The sequence below is a fragment of the Rhizobium aethiopicum genome (genome assembly GCF_900094625.1).
In the GTDB taxonomy this organism is placed as follows: domain Bacteria; phylum Pseudomonadota; class Alphaproteobacteria; order Rhizobiales; family Rhizobiaceae; genus Rhizobium; species Rhizobium aethiopicum.
This window is the reverse complement of the sequence record NZ_FMAJ01000012.1, coordinates 13,397-32,228: the sequence shown is the minus strand read 5'-3', so window position 1 is coordinate 32,228 and position 18,832 is coordinate 13,397. Positions and strand designations below refer to the sequence as shown.

Below are 18,832 nucleotides of genomic sequence, written 5' to 3'. Positions count from 1 at the left end.
GAAAACTTGACGCCCGGTTTCAGGAGCGGATAGCGCTACGGTTCGCACGTGGCACGGCCCATGCCTGTCGACTTCACCGCGGCGATTGTCGTCCGACAGTAGCGAGCACAGGCGCTTGCAGCGCCGAAGTCCTGGCTCTGCGAAGACTGTTGTCGTTTTGATCGATCACCTCGCCGGACACAGCCTTGTGGCTGCGCTCGAGGTAGTGCCCATCAAGGAAGGAACGGTAGGCGCCTGCGATGCCCTCCTTCAAGCTGATCTTAGGAGACCAGCCGAGAGTGCGAAGCTTGTCGACATCCAAGAGTTTACGTGGCGTGCCATCTGGCTTGGTGAGGTCGTGCGTGATCTTGCCTTTGAAGCCAACGATTTTGGAGACGAGGTATGCCAGCTCTAGAATGGTAATGTCTTGGCCGGACCCTACATTGACATGACTGTCGGCGGAATAGGTCTTCATGAGATGGAGGCAGGCGTCGGCGCAGTCGTCAACATGCAGGAACTCGCGCCGCGGCGTGCCGGTACCCCAGATGCATATCTCTTGCTGCCGGTTGATCTTCGCCTCATGCGCCTTGCGGATGAGCGCCGGCATGACATGGCTTGACCCGAGGTCGAAATTGTCGTCCGGACCATAAAGGTTGGTCGGCATGGCCGCAATGAAATCTCTGCCGTGCTGTTTGCGATAGGCATGGCAGAGCTTCAAACCGGCGATTTTGGCGATCGCATACCACTCATTGGTAGGCTCAAGCGATCCGGTCAGCAGGGAATCCTCGACAATTGGCTGATCGGCGAATTTCGGATAGATGCAGGACGAGCCTAGAAACAGCAATTTTTCAACGTGAGCTTGATGGGCTGCGTGGATGACGTTCGCTTGGAGAATCAGGTTGTCGTAAAGGAAGTCGGCCGGATAGGTGGCGTTCGCGAGAATGCCGCCGACCCTCGCCGCAGCCACAAAGACAGCGTCGGGACGGTTCTTGCTCATCCAGGCCTCAACCTGATCCTGCCGTCTGAGATCGACGTCGGCGCGGGTGGCCGTCAAAATCTCGCAGCCCTCGGAAGCGAGACGCCGTACGATCGCAGAGCCCACCATGCCGCGGTGGCCCGCGACATAGACCCTTTTTCCGGCAAGGCTGTAGATCACTTCAGGCATAAGCAAAACCTTTGGTCACGCCTACCGAGGGAACATTTCGTGCCATGACTTTCAGGTCCTCCCGCACCATCTCAGTAACCAGCTGATCAAGACTGGTCTCATGTTTCCAGCCAAGCTTCGTGTGCGCCTTCGTCGGATCGCCAATCAGAAGATCAACTTCGGTCGGACGGAAATAGGCTGGATCGATCTCCACCACACACCGACCGGATGCCTTGTCGTATCCTTTTTCCTCAACCCCGTGCCCACGCCAATCAATCGGCATGCCCACCTTCGCAAAAGCCTTGTCGACAAAGGAACGAACCGAGTGCGTCTCGCCGGTCGCAAGAACATAATCACCAGGCTCGTCCTGCTGCAGCATCAGCCACATGCCGCGAACATATTCTCGTGCATGTCCCCAGTCGCGCTTGGCATCCAGATTGCCGAGATAGAGCCTTTCCTGCAGTCCAAGATGGATAGCCGCCGCCGCCCGGGTGATCTTACGCGTCACGAATGTTTCGCCGCGGATCGGGCTTTCATGATTGAACAAGATGCCGTTCGAGGCGTGCATGCCATATGCCTCGCGGTAATTGACCACTATCCAATAAGCGTAGAGCTTGGCTGCCGCGTAGGGTGATCGAGGATAGAACGGGGTCGTTTCGCTCTGCGGGACTTCCTGGACTTTGCCGTAGAGCTCTGAGGTGGACGCCTGATAGAAGCGGGTCTTGCTGGTCAGCCCCAGGAGGCGAATTGCTTCAAGTAGCCGAAGGGTGCCGGTCCCATCCGCGTTAGCCGTATATTCCGGCGTCTCGAAAGAGACTTGGACATGGCTCTGTGCTGCGAGATTATAGATCTCGTCCGGCTGCGTTTCCTGGACGACACGGATGAGATTCGTTGAATCGGTCATGTCCCCGAAATGCAAGATAAACCGAGGATTCTCGACATGCGGATCCTCGTACAGATGCTCGATGCGGCTGGTGTTGAAGGACGAGGAACGTCGCTTGAGGCCGTGAACGATATAGCCCTTTTCCAAGAGAAGCTCGGCCAGATAAGCGCCGTCCTGACCTGTTATGCCGGTAATCAGCGCAACCTTGCTTTTGTTTTTCACTGCGGTCTCCGTAACTTTCTTTTGACGGAATCAGGAGTAATTCGTTAGAAGCTATGTGAATTCATGGTATTTCCTCAGAGATTTCACAAATAGTTCTGAATCGCTGAAGTTGTACTTGGCATGTTTGTTAGGAACGACGTTGTTTATGGCAACGGCGATCTCTGCGCGCGTACTCTTCAGCTGATGTAAGCAAAATTCCACGGCGCGGCGGCTCGTCTTTCCCCATCTGACGACCACTAGCGTTCGTTCTGCTAATGCTGTCAGATACATCGTATCAGCCGAGGCGAGCACAGGTGCGCTGTCGAAGATCACGATTTGGCCCATTGAGGCGGCCCTCGCGATGATGTCAGCCGCATCGGTCAGACGAGCGAACCGATGGAGGCTGGCATTGCCGGCCGGAATGAAGTCGATGCCGCTTGGGTGATGATGGATGATGTCCCGGATTCCAGCCTGCCCACACAGGAATTCGTTGAAGCCCTGCTTTAGCTCTGAATTGAAAAACGAGTCGAGGTTTCCACGTCTGAGGTCGCCATCGACAAGCAGTACCGGAATTCCGTCGGCGGCGAGATCGATTGCCAGTGATCTGGCGACAAGCGATTTTCCCTCTCCGCTGTGAGCCGACGTCACGACAATGCTGTTAGGCAACTTTCCGCCGTTGGATTGTTTGAGCGAAGTCATGACGGAGCGAATTGCTTCGTCGAACATCCCGACTTGAATGGGCCCGAAGAGCATCGACGGATCTCTCCGGTCTTTCCATTTCAGGCGCGGGATGAAACCGGCGGGTACTATGCGCGACATTCCAGCCATCTGATCGAAGCTGCGGACCGACTTGTCCAACATTTCGACCACGAAAGCGGCGGTCACCGCGATCGATATCGAAGCCAGGAGGGCGCCGACCAAATAGAAAAGCCGTCCGCGTCCCTGCGGCGCCAGCGGCACTGCGGCCGGCGACAAAACTTCCAGTTCCGCCCCCGGCAGCATGGCTTGCGCAGCCAGGCCCCGGCGCTGCTCGTCAAGTTTGTCCAGCGCCGTTTGCTCTTTTTCAGCCATGCGCTGGAGCCGTGCCAACTCGGTCTGCGCCAGGGCTGAGCGCGTGCGCTTCTCATGAGCCGCCGCCAATGCCGACCGGAGTGCGTCGTCCTCATGGTCGAGCGCCGCAAGCTTAGCGCGTATCGATTTGAGATATCGATCCACCGCAAGGCCGAGATCGGTGCGGGATTTAAGGATCTTCGCGCGCATGTCGACCACGGCTTCGGCCGTATTGCCATAGGTTTCAAGAAGGCGTTCGAGGTCTTGCTCCTGCGCACGAAGCTCCCGTTGCATTGCAGCAATGCTATCGGGAATGACCATATTCTGCAGGGCAAGCGAGGGGTCGTCAGCCGCTTCCAGCATAGATATCGTTGCTCTCGCTTCAACGCGGCTTTGTTCGATTTTTGCTTGCCGCTCGCTCAGCTCCATTATTGACTTGATCTGTTCAACCTGATCGTCGTCATTCGACACGACGTCCATAATTTTCTGATAGTCGTCGGCGGCATCGCGTGCTGCCTTGGCGCGACGCTTCTGCTCGTCGATACGCAGCAGAATCCATTCTTCTGCGGCGTCCAGCCGGCCACGCAGACTGTCCTTGCGCTCTTCCAGGTAGATGCTGATGAGGCGGTTGGGGACCGCGGCGGCCAGTTCGGGGTCGCTGGCATCGAAGCCGATCTGAATGACGTCGCCCTGGCCATCGCGCCACACGCGCAGTGCCTTGTAGTACTTCGGGATGATCGGTTCGATGCTGTTTCGTATCGGCGACGACGGTTTTTCTCGGTCGACCCACCCACGCAACATTCCTCGGATCCTGTCGATCAGCGAGGTTTCCTGCAGCGCCGGATTGAATTCCGGCCAGTCATCGAGCCGCAGGTCGCGGATGACCCGCTCTGCAATGCTTCGGGAAAGAAGCCGTTCCGTCTCCGATGTGGCATCCAGCGGATCGCTGCGGCCGGACTCTTCCGTGCCGAGCTTTGTCGCCAGAGGCGTGTGGATAATCAGCCGGGACTCGGCGTGAAAAGTCGGCTTCAATCCCGAAACCACAATTGCAGCAGCCGTCATAAGCAGCATGACGATGGTGACGATCATCACCATCCTGCGCCGGATAAGGCGCAGGCCCGATGTCAGATCAAGATCATCAGACCGAGTCTCTACTTGAAATCGGGGATCGTATCGCATCGACGAGAGCGAGCTGTTGCGGTCTGGTGGCACAGTTGAGATTGTCATCGTTCGCCCGTCGTTTGAGGTTGCGCGGAGACGGCGTCGTAAAGTTTGTCCAGTGATTGCATGTAAGCCTTCATGCTGAAATGATTGAGATAATGAGCACGGGCCTTGGCCGAGAGACGGTTGCGGATCTCCGGGTTGGTGACGAGCTTCGCCAGCGCCGCAGCCAGGGCATCCTTGTCTCCGACCGGTACGAACACCCCGGTTTCACCGTCGGAGATGACCTCGCCATGCGCGCCGACGCGCGTGGTGACGACCGCAAGCCCGTGGGCAAGCCCTTCGACCACAGCCATTGCCAAGCCCTCGGCATGCGAAGGTAGGACCAGTATGTCTGCCCGTGCACACAGGGCTTGCGCCTCGTCGGCGCCGACCCAGCCGGGCATCTTCACCAGGTCTGAAAGTCCCATGGCGGCAGCCTGGCGCCGGTAATCTTCCACAGGTCCGTCGCCTGCCAGCACGGCACGCCACCGCAACTCCTTCATAACCGGATGGCTTAAGGCAAGCAGAAGCTCCCGAACGCCTTTGCGTTCGCTCAGCCGGCCGAGAAAGATGATCAACGGCATCTCGCCGACATGCACGCTGCGGGACCCGGGGTCCGGAACACAATTGCGAATGACGGCCACGCGGCGTTCGTCGACGCCCAGAAGCGTCGTCAGCGTCATGCGATCGCGCTGGCCCAATGCCACGACCTGGTCCGCATGTTGAAACATCCGGCGTATCAGCATTTGTTGACGTGGCGAGCGTGCAGCAAAATCGCTCGCATAGTCGTAGTCGTGCAGGTGCAATATGTGAGAGCATCCGAGGAGACGGGCGGCCTCGGTCAGGATCAGTTTTCGTGCGGTGCTGCCGCGACCCGCGACATGAATATGGTGAATGCGTGCCGGAGCGATTATCCGGTCCTTCGCCATCATCAAGACGGCGCCGAGCAGGCGCACAGGCGAGGTCGCCACGGACCATCGAGGCCCTCTGGTGTCGGTGACGAGGTGTCTTTCGCCGGCCTGCTTCGCCGTGTTCGATATATAGCCGACCAGCCTGCCAATCCCGCCGCCGCTTTCGCAACCACCCGGGACGTAGTGGCGCACGGTTGCTGCTGCGTTCCGGGTCGCCACCCGATTCCCATCCGTGAGCATCTTCATTAGCATGCCCCGACCACCTCGCGATAAACGGCCGCAGCCTGTCTTCCGACCTGCTCAGGCGAATTCGGGCCTGTGGCCCATGCGAGCGCGCTGGTCCCGAAGCTGCTTCTGAGTTCGCTGTTATCGGCCAGTGTCCGGATGGCACTTGCGAGCTGTTCCACATCCCCCGGTGGAACCACCATCCCCAATCCGTTTGGCAGGACCGTGGCTCGCAATTCGCCGACATCCGTCACGATAACCGGTTTGCCAAACGCCGCGGCAAGGTTGAGTACACCGCTTTGAGAGGCTTCCGTATAGGGAAGGACAACGACATCGGCATCCAGAAAAAGCTGGGCGACCTCCATATCCTCGATAAAGCGGTTGCGAATATCATAGCGGCCGGCTTCCCCCATGAGGGGTTGGAAGACCCACGGGTCATCGCCGCGGCCTGCTACCGTGATGCGTAGATTGGGCAGCAGGTCCTTGAGCATCGCCTCGGCACGGATCAGATGCTCCAATCCCTTGTAGGCAAAAATCCGCCCGAAAAGCAGGACGCGCAAAGTTCCGTCTGCGTGTCGCCGCTCCAACTTGTGCCGCCGAGCAAGTTCCGCATAGCGATGGATGGCCGGATGCGAGAGGACATGGACGCGATCAGGCGATTTCGAATATCGCTCTAGGACCATTCGTTTCAGCCCTTCGCCATGGACGACGACATGACCCGATTGCCGCACCATCAATTCGGGAGCCCAGGCCGGCAGCGTGCGGGTGTCGGAATCGCCGGGATGCACTTCCACGTCGTGGACGGTCGTCACCAGCGGGATCGGGCGCCAGAACGGCGCGGCAAAGTTCAACCAGAGCGTAGAATTGCTCAGAAGGTGAATGACGTCCGGCCGCTCCTGCCGGATGAGACGTGTGAGTTGGTGGAGAAACCAAGGGTTGGAGAGCGAGCGGTGCCGCGGCCAGTCTAAAAGGTGCAGATCGACAGCCGGATCGAAGGAGGAAGCAAGCTGGGCGTAACGCCGACGCGGCACACCAAGGACGACTTGCAGATGTTGGGCAACGCCGCTGGCGAAGGAGATGGTGTAGTCTTCGAGTTCGGAAACCAGCATCAGGGCCTTCATCGTGCCGACTCCGACAAGCGAACAGCCTGACCAAGTCGAGGGAGGTCGCGGGCTGTGCGCAATGCATCACGCGTACGCCGCAGCAAGTTTGGTTCTCCGGCGAAAAGGAGCCCTTCCACAGCAAGTCTGAACCGGGTGCGTATATCGGCGCCCTCCAGCCTGGCTGAGGCGACCCGGTACGGATAGTGATCATCCAGACGCAGCCTTCCCGCCAGATTGTGTGCAGAAAGAAACCGGTTTGTAGCGTCAACGACACTCTGCCAATGAGCCATCCGCTTTCGCAGCATGGCGGCGTCATCGACTGCCCGATACCAGTTGTTGTTGTGAATCCGGTAGAACCCGAGTGGATCCGGCAAGGCGACAACGCCTCCGAGAAATGGATAGATGCCTGCGAGCCAGGCGTCGGCCGAAATGCGGAACTCTTCGGGAATATCCCCTGCAGCATCCCACGCGCTACGTCTTACAGCGATGGCTGATGTCAGGGGGAAGGGCCACCAGCCGGCCGATCTCGCAAGCCGCGGCGACAAATCTCCCGAACACAAGGTCCGAGGGATCGCCCTGAAGCCGGGCGAGCCATCGGTCTGCATTGGCTGAAGCCGGTGATAAACAAGCGATGCCCGAGGATTCGCATGGAAAGCGGCGGCTGTTGCCGGCAGCTTGCCCGGCGCCCACCAGTCATCGGCATCGAGAAAACAGAGGATGTCGCCGCTGCTTGCCTTCACAGCAGCATTTACGGCGGCGGCCTGCCCCCGGTTCTCCTGGAAGAGCAGTTTCACCCGCTTGTCATAGCCTTCGAGAACAGAGCGCGACTGGTCGCTCGAGCCGTCGTCGACGACGATGATCTCGACATTTGACGCCTGTTGGTTCAGGGCGCTGTCAATCGCCCGACCGACGAAGCAACCGTAGTTGTAGTTGTTGATAAGGACGCTGATTGTCGGCCGCTCCATGACACCACCCTCTCAAACGCGTCGCTGCGCGACACGTCGGTGCGCTGGAGTTGCGAACGCTTGCGCGTTCAGCAGCGCGAACTGATGGAAAGAGATCAGATGCAGACAGGCATTTTTATGCTCGGTCAGGATTTTGCCTTGAGCTGGCAGGGTCAGCGCCGACAACGCCGCGCCGCTCGACCCTCCCGTTATATCGCATACGAAACCAGGACCATGACGCAGAACCATAGCAATCCCAACCCTTCTAAGCGGCACCTGCCAACAGCAAGCTGCGCCAGAATTATTGCCTCGCTTCGCCGGCAACTGCGGCTCAGCGCGACGTGCTTCGCGGTATGTCTTCATCGCCAAGCTACCGGTGATTGCTCACCGGTGACATCTGCTCTTATGGGCAATGCCGTCGGCTCCAGCACCGCCTTTTGGGGGAGGGGTAGACCGTCAGCTTAACCCGGACCACGTCCTTGGACGGTGCGTATGTGCGTTAGGCTTAGCGCTGCCTTCATTTGCGTGAGTTGACTGGGGACGTGGCGGGATGATTGTTCGTTGGTAAGCAGCGCAGCTATGAAAGGGGACCCATGTCTTTCCAAATTGCCGCGATCAACAGCCTCTCATCCGTCTGAGCAAGTCGAGGCCGGTCATGAGGGCGTATGTGGTTGGAGTAGCGAATGGGCCGTCCGTCAGTTGGCGATCGATAGAGTGCTGGGGCGCCGGCTTGTGCCTCTTCCTGCAAACAGGTGCGCTCTTCCCGCTGATCTTGGCGGATGCCGACGGAGCCCTCAGCGGTCATGCCAAGTCTATATTGCGTCTGCTCAGCCTACCCTCATACGGGTTTACCTTGCTGATGCTGGGACGACATTTCCCGCAGTTTCTCACTGCGCTCAAGCGAAACTGGCTTGTCCCTGTGATGGTCGCCATGCCGTTTGTGTCTGTCTTCTGGTCGGTAGGCCCCTCAACGTCATTCAGGCGCGCCATCGGCCTGCTCTTTACGGTCCTTCTGGCATACGTATTGGCGATACGCTTCACGCCGAGGCAGCTGCTTCGACTTGCATTTGTGACCTTCGGCACATGTATCGTCCTCAGCCTGCTGATGCTCGTAGCATCGCCGGGTCTCGCTCGCATGCCGATGGATAGCGCGGTGCGCGGCATATTCATCCACAAGAACAGTCTCGGTTGGTACGCCAGCATGATGATACTGGTGTCGACGGCCGTTCTAATGGACCGCACCCCTGGCATGCGGCGAGCCGCCTTGCTTTTGTTGATCGCGGGCGTGGCTTGTCTTGTGGGCTCCGGATCGATGACCGCGATCATCGCGACGGTTTCGGCATACTGCTTGATCGGCTTCTACTGTGTGTTGCAGCGACTCCGTGGCATCAGTCGCATCGTCTTCATCCTGTTTTTTGTTCAGATGGCCGCGGGGCTCCTGCTTTTGCTTCACGAATTCCTGGTCCCATTCCTCGAAGCGCTAGGCAAGGACGCCACTTTGACGGGCCGGGTACCTTTGTGGGAGCTGGTCGATGGTCAGATTGCCGATCACCTGCTGCTCGGCTTCGGCTACCAGGCGTTTTGGACGGAGGCGAACCCCGAAGCCTGGATCATCTGGTCAAAGATCCAGTGGATGGCTCCCCACGCCCATAACGGGTTCCGCGATACTCTGCTGAGCTTCGGAATCAGCGGAATGATTTTGTTCGCTCTGATGCTTTTGCAGGCATTACGCCAAGGGGCGGTCCTCCAGTGCCGGGACCCTCAATATGGCTGGCTTTGGTTGAATGTCTTCACGGTCGTGATTTTGGTGATGAACCTGACCGAGACCATCTTCCTGATCCAGAATGACGCGATTTTCATTCTGTTTATATCGGGCATCATCATGTTCTCGCTGTACGAGCCTGTTGTTTCGACGGCCTCTGGCCCGCAATTGCGGGCACCGGAACGCAGCACAACGGCGGAGCTGCAAATCTCATGAGGTGGCGCTTCGCACCGATCTTGAGCATCTTGCTTGCGACGCTCTTTCCCCGGCCGGGCAACCTGGCACCCGTAAGCTCGGACGCAGATGCGCCCGACAGGCTGCAGTCGGCGGTCAGGGAAGCGACGTGCGCGGAAGCGTCGCCGGCGATCTTTTCGGGCAAGCTGAAGGGGACGTCTCTGAACAAGGTATTGACGGACACGTCCGCGGCCCGGTCAGTATTCTACGTTTCTCCTGATGGCAAAGACGACTGGAGCGGGCGCCTCCCCAAAGCAAATCCTCAGCGTACCGACGGTCCTTTCGCCAGCATCGAAAGAGCGCGGGATGCTGCCCGTGCGAAAGGCGGCCAAAACACGATCGCGATGGGCAACGGAGATTACTATCTCGCTGAACCTGTCGTGTTCGATGCTCGCGATGCGGGCCTGGTCATCGCGGCGAGATGCAATGAAGCGCCGGTCCTGCACGGCGGTCCGCTTGTACGCAAATGGGCGATACAGGCCGATGGCCGCTGGACTGCATCACTGAAGCTGCCTCCGGGCAGGGAGGTGGGCGACCTTTTCGTCGGCGGCGCGCGCCAGACGCAGGCTCGCTTTCCCAACGCTCCACGCGATGGAGACCCGCGCAAAGGATGGCTTTTTGCGGCCAAGTGCCCGCAAGACGACGATATATGGCATGGTAACACACGCTTTTGCTTCCATTCCGGCGATCTTCCGATCTCGAAAAATGCAGCAGGGCTTGTCGCCAATATCGTCGGTGGCTTTCACCCCGGCAGCCAATGGGGCAGTGACACCCTCCCAGTGGTTTCCATCGACAACGCGAACAGCGCCATCAATACCAAAGGCACCGCCTATTTCTTCACCGCGGAAGGCAGCCGCTATTTCCTGACCGGGGCGGCGGCCCTGCTCGATGCTCCCGGGGAGTGGTGGTATGACGGTGCCAAGGAGCAACTTGTCTACATCCCGAGCGATGGACTGCCAACAAGCGCTACGGCTGTCGCCGGCATCCTACCGACATTCTTCAGGCTGGATGGCGCCCGAGGAATGGTTATATCGGGGCTCCGTTTTCGGGATGGGGATCCGCAAGGTAGCGGCAAATTTGCTACCGACACCAGAGGCTTTGGCGCCATACGGCTCGAGCACGCGGACGGCGTCCGGCTGCTCGGCAACGCCATCGACAATGTCGGCGTCGGCATTCATGTTTCCGAGAGCAAAGATGTTGTGATTGCCGGCAACGTGATTGGAGATGTGGCCGGCAACGGAATTTATCTGGGCACGAACTATGGCACCTTCCTCAAATCCCACGGTGCTAAAATCCTGTCGAACCACATCCATGACATTGGTAGGGTTTATTTCGAAACGGCCGGGATATGGTTCCAGGCTGCTGATAATGTCAGGATTGCTCATAATCTCATTGAAAACGTGGCACAGTTCGGTATCGCCGGTGGCTCACTGTGGGGACCGCAGGACGCAGTTCATGATGCGGTCATCGAACACAACGTGATCCGCAACGCCAATCAGCACACGGCAGATGGTGGCGCCATCAAGATGATGGGCGAGCAGGCCGATCCTTTGAACAGCAGCATTCGCTACAACCTCGTCACCGGGACAGGCCAGCTTATGAACCGGGCCGATGGAACGTTCTGGCCGCCTGGATATGAGAATACCAGTGAATGGCCGTCTCCTATCAGCTGGGCGATTTATACCGACGGCAAGGCCAGCGGCGTGCGTATCGAAGGAAATACGCTTTCGGGTAACATAACGGCGATTGGCATCAACGGCGGCTGGAGCAATCTGGTGACAGGAAACGTCATTAGCGCCGGATCTGGGGCTGCCTTTCGCGTCGATGATGGTACGGGCTGGGGGTGGCGTCCGCCTTGGGCAGGCCCCAATCGTATCGAGGACAATATCGTGTCTGTCGACAACAGCAATGGGCTCGCTGCATACGTTTACGCGCCCGACCACAAGCCCGGATCCGTGCGATTTGCGCGTAACCGCTACAGCGGCAATCTGAACGACAAGAGCTTCAGGATAAACCCGGAGATCATGCCATCAGGAGAGTTTGGCAGTCTGAGCGATCTTCAGAAGGCAGGAGCGGATATAGGCAGCATCGTGTCGCACACCGAGTAGCCAAGAACGCGACGCGGATGCCGGCCGGCATCACGTATTCAGCCGCGGCACTGCCGCCAGTGCGATCGGTGACGTCATGGCCTTGGCGAGATGGTTCCAGGATGAAACGCGCGGGCGCAAGCATACGCGCATCAAATTCCCGGCCCGAAAACCTGGTGGGTTGCAGCCAGGCGAGCTTTCGTCCTGATCCTGCTCTGAAGGCTCGCCAACCGGGCCAGTCATCTCGCCTCTCAAGTTCAACATCTCTCTTCCATCGGCTTTATTCGCGCTTAAATTGCGCGTGAAAGCGAATATCTTCTGCGGTTTGCCAAGGGCAAACCGCACTTTCGGGACGGTGCTCATCAAAAAGAGCAATGTGGCAAGCCGCGGGGTACGCTGACTTACTTCGAATATTGTAAGTTATCGCGGCATAGGGCGTATAAATATGGAGTCTCTTCTACGTCGAATAGTTGGAACGGAAAGTATGGAGGCAACCGTGCTGCAGGCATATTCTGATGACAGTTTAGATTGCGAAAGCACAGGTCATGAGAAAGCAACAAGCAGACGGAAGCCCAAATTCAGTTCCTAATCCAAAGGACTCCTTGAAATGGACTAACGTCCTTGGTGTTCGCATCTCGGCAGTTAATCTTAAAAGCGCAACCGGTTTTATTCAAAAAGCCATCGAAGACGGCAGGAAGGAATATGTGTGTGTTCGCGACGCACACGGCGTCGTGCGGTGTCAAGATGATCCGGAGCTCCGGTCGATACATAACCGGGCATTTCTCGTGACTCCCGACGGCATGCCGTTGGTATGGGCATTGAAGCGTGCCGGCCATTCGGAGAGCGACAGGGTCTACGGACCTGACCTGATGCTATGTGTTTTCGAGGCTGGCGTATCCCAAGGTTTGCGCCACTTCCTCTATGGCGCAACAGCCGAGACGCTGGAGCGGTTGCAGGCGCGCCTTCTCGCACGGTTTCCGCAAGCACAGATCGTCGGTACCTATGCGCCGCCTTTTCATAAACTGTCGCTGCAAGAGGAAGCGGATGTCGCAGATCGGATCAATCGGTCAGGCGCGGATATTATTTGGGTCGGTCTCAGCAGCCCCAAGCAGGAGCTCTGGATGGCGCGCATGCGCGATCGTCTGGAAGCTTCGATGCTCATCGGTGTCGGAGCTGCATTCGATTTTCACGCCGGCCTCAAGCGGCAGGCTCCGAGGATAATTCAAAGAAGCGGCTTCGAATGGGCGTTTCGGCTTTTATGCGAGCCGCGACGGCTGTGGCGGCGCTACGCGCTTGTCGTGCCGACCTTCATCTCACTGACAGCATTCCAGAGACTGGGGCTTCGGAAGTTTCCGATCGAAGACGAGGTTTTTGGATCGAGCGCGCCAAAAACAGCAGCCGCAAAGGTGTGAAGCGATCATGTCCTTATTTGCGTCGTCAGCAATCACGTCCGGCCTGCGGAAGGCGGCAAACTCCGTCCCATCAGTGGCAAACCCCACGCCGATTGCCGAATTCAACAAGCCGGCAGGGCTGAATATACCGGTTCCATTGCGGCGCAGGTTGCCTCGGCTTGTTACGTCGTCATTCCTGGTTGGCGGCGACATCGCGAGTTATCTCATATCCTATTTTCTTCTTCTGCCGGTTCTTCCGCACGGTTCGGAGAATATGATGCCGGAGCGCGCTTTCGCTCTCGCAGCATTGGCAGCGATCGTTCTTTATGCATCAAGCGCGCTCTACCCCGGATATCGGCTTCACGATCACGAACATCTGCGCCGCCGCACCACCGCATCCTTCAAGGTAGCGGTCATCGCAGCGCTTGGAGCCATCCTTCTCCCGGAAGGCACGCGACTGCTGCTTCCCATCCTTGGCTTCCTTGGTCTCGGATTGATTGTTCAACCCGTCATGCGTATGGCCGCACGAGGACTGTCCTGGAGGCTTGGAATCTGGGGAGAGCGGGCGGTGATCATCGGAGCCTGCAATCGTATCCCCGCGATCATGGCCCATTTCACGGACCATTGGCAGTATGGCATTCGGCCGGAATTCTCCTCCCCCGATATGTCGGAAAGATCACCTCACAACGAGCCGTCGATTGCCTTGATCGCTGATGATACGGGCTCGCTGATCGCCGAGCTGGCAACGATGCGTCGACAGTTCGCCGAAGTCATCCTTCTCTCCGACACGCCGAATCTCAAGATAACTGGCCTGCGGCCTGCGGACGTCGGCGGAGAGATCGGTATTCGCTTGGCCATCGGCGGGAGATCGGCAAACTCGAACCTGGTTCGTCGGGTCCTCGATCTCGCAATCGCCATCCCTGCCACACTGGTGCTTACACCCTTCATTCTGATTGCTGCCGCCGCGATCTATGCCATCGATCCCGGGCCGGTTTTCTTCAGGCATACCAGGGAAGGTTTGTCCGGCAAGCCGGTGCACGTCCTGAAACTGAGAACGATGTACAGAGATGCGGAACAGCGCCTCGAAGCCTTGTTCCGAGACAACCCGGCCATACAAGCCGAGTGGTCGAAACACTTCAAGCTCAGGCATGACCCGCGCGTCCTGCCGGTGATCGGGCATCTCCTTCGCTCGTCGAGTTTCGACGAACTCCCACAGCTGGTGAACATCATTGCAGGAGAGATGGCCTTCGTCGGACCGCGCCCCTTTCCGGAGTATCACCTCGCGGCGATGGACGGCGAATTTCGTGACAAGCGGCGGTCGGTAACGCCGGGGCTGACGGGCCTTTGGCAGATATCCGAACGAAGCAATGCGGATCTCGAGCTGCAGCAGCAACTCGACGAGTTCTACATCGACAACCGATCCCTATGGTTCGACTGGCACATCCTTCTCAGCACAATTCCAGCGGTTCTGAAAGGGAAGGGAGCTTGCTGAGCTGTTCTCCACCCCTCGGGCACACATCAACAACGGAGCAAATCAATGCACGGAAACAAGCGGATTATGGTTACCGGCGGTACCGGATTCCTGGGATCATTCCTTTGCGAAAGGCTTCTGCGAGAGGGCAATGACGTCCTCTGCGTGGATAATTACTACACCGGTTCGCGCGACAATGTGCTGCATCTTCTGGACGATCCTCGGTTTGAGGTACTGCGCCACGACATCACTTTCCCGCTTTATGTCGAGGTCGACGAAATCTACAACCTCGCTTGCCCAGCCTCTCCCGTCCACTACCAGCACGATCCTGTGCAGACCGTAAAGACCAATGTGCACGGGGCAATCAACATGCTCGGCCTGGCCAAACGCACCAAGGCGAAGATTTTCCAGGCATCAACGAGCGAGGTCTATGGCGACCCCGCAGTCCACCCTCAGCCCGAGGAGTATCGAGGCAGTGTCAGTCCCATAGGTCCGCGGGCATGCTATGACGAAGGCAAGCGGTGCGCCGAGACGCTGTTCTTCGACTATCATCGTCAATATGGTGTCGAAATCCGAGTGGCGCGGATCTTTAATACCTATGGTCCGCGCATGCAGACCAATGACGGCCGCGTCGTCTCGAATTTCATCGTTCAGGCGCTTCGAAACGAGCCGATCACCATTTTCGGCGACGGCAGGCAAACCCGGTCGTTCTGCTACGTGGACGACCTGATCGACGGCTTTATCCGCTTGATGGCAGCGCCCGCTGGGGTCACCGGGCCAATCAATCTCGGCAATCCCGGAGAATTCCAGGTCCGTGAATTGGCGGAAATGGTGGTCGAAATGACCGGATCGAAGTCCGGCATCGTCTTCAAGGATCTGCCGATTGATGACCCGACACAGCGCAAGCCCGATATCAGCCGCGCAACGCAACAGCTGGGCTGGCAGCCGAAGGTGAACCTTCGTGAGGGCCTTGAGAGAACGATCGCATATTTCGAGTGGAAGCTTTCCGGCGGCGTCAAGAACAGGGTTAGCGTCAAGTCCCCGCAGCAGGCTTATACTCATCTCGCGTCTCCAAGCGTCGTACTCACTGCTCCTGAAGCGACTCGATAGGGACATGAATAGCAGCACTGATCATCGAAAGCCGCGGCTCGTTTTCTTTCAATGGGACCATCAGCCCAACGCGAACGCGGCCGGTTACCTGCTGCTGCACATGCAGCAGCAGGTCAAATGCCTCGCAACACATTTCGATGTCGTCGTCATTAACCGCGATTGCGATTATGCAGAGATATGCGACAGATACGAACCGGATCTGACGTTGTTTGAAAGCGGTTATCGATCTCACGGCTCACGTCGGATAAAAATCACCAACACCAATACCCATACCTCAGTCCCGAAGCTTGGTCTTCATAACGCCGATGCGTGGTGCGATCGGCGCGCCGGCTTCCTTTCCGACATGGAGCAGTGGGGCATCGAGACGTATTTCGCGATCGCAACGATGACTCCGGAATATATGCCGGCGGTGAAGGAGAATCTGTTCGTCTGGCCAAATTTCATCGATCCCGAAGTCTATCACGACTATGGGCAGCAAAAGGTCATCCCGGTCACGCTGACAGGTCAGGCCTATGGTCTTTATCCCTGGCGACAGACGATCTTTCCGATGATCCGCGACCGTTACCCCTGCCTGGTCTCGCCGCAACACGCCTATGAGAGCAAACTGGCCTCCCAGCTCCTATCTGGAGAAGCCTATGCGCGCGCGTTGAACGCAAGCCTTCTCGTCCCCACATGCGGCACCATGGGGGGCGAGGTCGTGCGCAAGCACTTTGAGATACCGGGGGCAAAGGCCTGTCTCGTGACCGAACGCACGGCAGCCGTGGAGGCAGCCGGTTTTGTCGACATGGAGAACTGTGTCTTTGTTGACGGCCACAACGTGGTCGAGCGACTGGATTACCTTTTTTCCCGTCCCGACGAAATACGGCGTATCACGACAGCCGGCTACAGCCTGATCCACGAGCGTCATACGTTGAGCCACAGGCCGCAAATATATCAGTGGTTCATGCTGAACAAAGGGCTGCAGTTCGGCGAAAAGATTATTCAGTCCGGTCCCTTTGGCGATCTTGCAAAGGTCAGACGGGTCTCAAAGCAAGAGAGCGTCCATATTGTGGGGCAGGCGAGCGATCGCGCCTTGCTGAAGCAGGGGGACTTGCTTCTACAGCAGGGCAGGGTGGAGGAGGCGAGGCACTGCTACCTCAGCTGCCTGGACTATGTATCCTACCTGCCCGAAGCGAAATTCCGCCTTGCCATCTGTGCATTGCAGGAGGGCGACGCCGATCGCGGCTATGATCTTCTGGTGGATCTGGTCAAGGTGACGATGACCGAATATGGGGCACTCGACCCGGATCCGGTCGAGTGGGCCTACTTCCTCCTCGCTTTGATCTGCAGGGGTCAGTTTGAGCGGGCGCGGAGGCTGCAAGATTTCTATCCGTCTCTTTCCCACGACGAACTCAGGCGTGCGCGCCTCGTCATCGCACAACTCGGTGGCTCCGGCGGCGGGGTTGGTTCGGGGCGGAATGGCGGGGATCGAAAAAGCATCCATCAGATGCCCGATCAGACCGATTCCGAGTGGCTTGCATGGTTCGCCGATATCCTTGAGCGGTGCCGGCAGCCAGATCTTGCAAATGTTCTTCGTCCCGTTCGCCATTGTGGAAGCGGCACTGGCGAAAAAGCAGCATCTTCACATTTCAAAGCGGATGCTGGTTGGCGACTGCGGCTATATTCGGCCATCGATGGCCTGATGGTCAAACTGCGCCTGAATGGCTTGAGGCCGAATGTGCCGCCTCTGCCGGAGTTCCGATATCTCTGGCATCTAGCGCGGGGTCTGGTCCCTCTTTCGCAGAGAGGCCGGCTGCGCCGGATTCGAATGGCGCTTTCCAAGCCTTCTGTGGGCAGCGGCAATTAGAGCGGTTCAGCTGTTCACGAAAGCGCAGAACCGCTCTAAGCTTTTGTATTATGCAATTTTCCGGGCGGAAAACCGCTTCTCACTTTTCCTGGAACTGCTCTGGCTGGGGAAAGGCAGGTGTGCACAGCCTCACCTGGAGAGGTACGCATGACAAACGTCCAGGTGAGGCTGAATTCACGCCACTGAGGTACTCAGTGACGTGCGATCATCGACTCGGTGGTGCATCTTTGTGCACCCACCGAGATGTTTAGAGAGAGAATGTGCTCGTGATCCGAAGCGGGTCTGACCCGCTGGCCGCATCGGCGCCGTCAGTTTGCTGCCAACCCACCCGAAAGATTATTCTGAAAAAGGTCGTTGAGCTTGAACACGACTTCCGTCCTATTTGTGGCTTTGACCTTTTTCATAATGTTGCGGACATGCACCTTCACAGTGCTTTCTCTGAGGTTGAGCTCATAGGCGATAATTTTGTTCGCCTTTCCGCGCCGGAGCGCCTCCACCACTTCTGCCTGACGATCCGTGAATATGCCGGCGAGGGGGCGGGCGGTCGAGTTGCTCGAGTCCAGCAAGTGACGCATGGCGAATAGGGCGCTTGCAGGCACAAAAACTCCTCCTGCCACCGACAGCGCAATCAGTTCCATGCAGACACTGACGCTGACCGAGGCCGGTATGAACCCTTTGGCTCCGTACTCGAGCGCTCTAACGATCTGGCCGAAGTCGTCGCTATCAGCCAATACGATGAGCGGTGTTGATGCGAATTCCGACGAAAGCTTTCGGATTTGCTCCGAAACGGCCGGTTCGTCGATTTTTTTGCCGCCGACATTCAAGAGAATTGCCGAAAGCGGAGGATATTCGTCGCGCTTCTGCTTCCACTCCTCAATTGATCCAAATGCCAGAATCTGCAAATCGGCCTTTTGAGCAGCCATGCATTGCGCCAGGCATTGCCGGTCGAGTTCGCGATTGTCGAGAATGACAAGCGAATGCGTTTGCCTTGCCGACAGGGAAGGCGAGTTGGCATGATTTTCTATCGGAAGGGGAATCGCTACGTTTTCCTGCCTGAGGTCCAGATTCGGTATAAGTGCTGAATTCACAGCTTCACCCTCCCCTAACACGTTACGCCTCACCGACGAGTACCAACCCCTCTCAATACGGGGGCTTAGGAAACTCTAAAGTAGGAATCGAATACCACAATTCGCGGAAGGTTACAGTAGCTAATATAGGTTAAGTACTGCAAAACTTCCCTCGTCTGATGGAAACGGCAAGATCAATTCGGGCATAGACTTAGGTCTTA

General features: G+C 57.8%; 13 protein-coding genes. 6 read left to right on the top strand and 7 right to left on the bottom strand.

The genetic code is table 11. From position 1 onward, the window contains the following. Positions 1 to 73: 73 nt before the first annotated feature. Genes fcl through GA0061105_RS22805 form a run of 6 tightly spaced genes read right to left on the bottom strand, consistent with a single transcriptional unit; the run spans position 74 to position 7,664 of the window. Positions 74 to 1,144, bottom strand: coding sequence for a GDP-L-fucose synthase (gene fcl, locus GA0061105_RS22830; RefSeq protein ID WP_064692391.1), 1,071 nt, complete (start codon positions 1,142 to 1,144; stop codon positions 74 to 76). Then, on the bottom strand, positions 1,137 to 2,228 hold the full coding sequence (gene gmd / locus GA0061105_RS22825; protein ID WP_064692392.1) for a GDP-mannose 4,6-dehydratase: 1,092 nt from the start codon (positions 2,226 to 2,228) through the stop codon (positions 1,137 to 1,139). The genes fcl and gmd overlap by 8 nt, the downstream gene beginning before the upstream one ends. 51 nt (positions 2,229 to 2,279) lie before the next feature. Then, on the bottom strand, positions 2,280 to 4,484 hold the full coding sequence (locus GA0061105_RS22820; RefSeq protein ID WP_092753044.1) for a GumC family protein: 2,205 nt from the start codon (positions 4,482 to 4,484) through the stop codon (positions 2,280 to 2,282). Next, positions 4,481 to 5,623, bottom strand: coding sequence for a glycosyltransferase family 4 protein (locus tag GA0061105_RS22815; RefSeq protein WP_092753042.1), 1,143 nt, complete (start codon positions 5,621 to 5,623; stop codon positions 4,481 to 4,483). The genes GA0061105_RS22820 and GA0061105_RS22815 overlap by 4 nt, the downstream gene beginning before the upstream one ends. Beyond that, positions 5,617 to 6,717 (bottom strand): glycosyltransferase family 4 protein, encoded by a 1,101-nt coding sequence (locus GA0061105_RS22810; protein WP_092753040.1) that lies wholly within the window; start codon positions 6,715 to 6,717, stop codon positions 5,617 to 5,619. Before GA0061105_RS22810 ends, GA0061105_RS22815 begins: the two co-directional genes overlap by 7 nt. After that, positions 6,714 to 7,664, bottom strand: coding sequence for a glycosyltransferase (locus tag GA0061105_RS22805; protein ID WP_092753038.1), 951 nt, complete (start codon positions 7,662 to 7,664; stop codon positions 6,714 to 6,716). The genes GA0061105_RS22810 and GA0061105_RS22805 overlap by 4 nt, the downstream gene beginning before the upstream one ends. Positions 7,665 to 8,298: 634 nt before the next feature. Between GA0061105_RS22805 and GA0061105_RS22800 the strand changes: the two genes are divergently transcribed. The 6 genes from GA0061105_RS22800 to GA0061105_RS22775 all read left to right on the top strand — a co-directional run bounded on the left by GA0061105_RS22800 (position 8,299) and on the right by GA0061105_RS22775 (position 17,544). Continuing rightward, a complete protein-coding gene (locus GA0061105_RS22800) occupies positions 8,299 to 9,621 on the top strand; it encodes an O-antigen ligase family protein (RefSeq protein ID WP_092753036.1) in 1,323 nt (440 codons plus the stop codon). Next, positions 9,618 to 11,747 carry a right-handed parallel beta-helix repeat-containing protein gene (locus tag GA0061105_RS22795; RefSeq protein ID WP_092753034.1) on the top strand — a complete coding sequence of 710 codons (2,130 nt, stop codon included), beginning with the start codon at positions 9,618 to 9,620 and terminating at the stop codon, positions 11,745 to 11,747. The genes GA0061105_RS22800 and GA0061105_RS22795 overlap by 4 nt, the downstream gene beginning before the upstream one ends. A gap of 524 nt (positions 11,748 to 12,271) precedes the next feature. After that, positions 12,272 to 13,138, top strand: a complete 867-nt coding sequence (locus GA0061105_RS22790; protein WP_092753032.1) for a WecB/TagA/CpsF family glycosyltransferase — start codon at positions 12,272 to 12,274, stop codon at positions 13,136 to 13,138. A 7-nt stretch (positions 13,139 to 13,145) separates the two neighbouring features. Further along, positions 13,146 to 14,609, top strand: coding sequence for a sugar transferase (locus GA0061105_RS22785; RefSeq protein ID WP_092753030.1), 1,464 nt, complete (start codon positions 13,146 to 13,148; stop codon positions 14,607 to 14,609). A gap of 45 nt (positions 14,610 to 14,654) precedes the next feature. Continuing rightward, complete coding sequence (locus tag GA0061105_RS22780; RefSeq protein WP_064692402.1) at positions 14,655 to 15,698, top strand: UDP-glucuronic acid decarboxylase family protein; 1,044 nt, start codon at positions 14,655 to 14,657, stop codon at positions 15,696 to 15,698. Between the two features lie 4 nt (positions 15,699 to 15,702). Beyond that, positions 15,703 to 17,544, top strand: a complete 1,842-nt coding sequence (locus GA0061105_RS22775) for a glycosyltransferase family protein (RefSeq protein WP_092753028.1) — start codon at positions 15,703 to 15,705, stop codon at positions 17,542 to 17,544. A gap of 308 nt (positions 17,545 to 17,852) precedes the next feature. On the opposite strand, the gene GA0061105_RS22770 is transcribed toward GA0061105_RS22775, so the two are convergent. Further along, complete coding sequence (locus tag GA0061105_RS22770) at positions 17,853 to 18,632, bottom strand: response regulator transcription factor (RefSeq protein WP_064692404.1); 780 nt, start codon at positions 18,630 to 18,632, stop codon at positions 17,853 to 17,855. Between the last annotated feature and the right edge of the window lie 200 nt (positions 18,633 to 18,832).

Excerpts from the sequence above, each read along its gene's own strand:
- fcl (WP_064692391.1), bottom strand. The coding sequence starts at position 1,144 with ATGCCTGAAGTGATCTACAGCCTTGCCGGAAAAAGGGTCTATGTCGCG.
- GA0061105_RS22820 (WP_092753044.1), bottom strand. The coding sequence starts at position 4,484 with ATGACAATCTCAACTGTGCCACCAGACCGCAACAGCTCGCTCTCGTCG.
- GA0061105_RS22815 (WP_092753042.1), bottom strand. The coding sequence starts at position 5,623 with ATGCTAATGAAGATGCTCACGGATGGGAATCGGGTGGCGACCCGGAAC.
- GA0061105_RS22810 (WP_092753040.1), bottom strand. The coding sequence starts at position 6,717 with ATGAAGGCCCTGATGCTGGTTTCCGAACTCGAAGACTACACCATCTCC.
- GA0061105_RS22805 (WP_092753038.1), bottom strand. The coding sequence starts at position 7,664 with ATGGAGCGGCCGACAATCAGCGTCCTTATCAACAACTACAACTACGGT.
- GA0061105_RS22800 (WP_092753036.1), top strand. The coding sequence starts at position 8,299 with ATGAGGGCGTATGTGGTTGGAGTAGCGAATGGGCCGTCCGTCAGTTGG.
- GA0061105_RS22795 (WP_092753034.1), top strand. The coding sequence starts at position 9,618 with ATGAGGTGGCGCTTCGCACCGATCTTGAGCATCTTGCTTGCGACGCTC.
- GA0061105_RS22790 (WP_092753032.1), top strand. The coding sequence starts at position 12,272 with ATGAGAAAGCAACAAGCAGACGGAAGCCCAAATTCAGTTCCTAATCCA.
- GA0061105_RS22785 (WP_092753030.1), top strand. The coding sequence starts at position 13,146 with ATGTCCTTATTTGCGTCGTCAGCAATCACGTCCGGCCTGCGGAAGGCG.
- GA0061105_RS22780 (WP_064692402.1), top strand. The coding sequence starts at position 14,655 with ATGCACGGAAACAAGCGGATTATGGTTACCGGCGGTACCGGATTCCTG.
- GA0061105_RS22775 (WP_092753028.1), top strand. The coding sequence starts at position 15,703 with ATGAATAGCAGCACTGATCATCGAAAGCCGCGGCTCGTTTTCTTTCAA.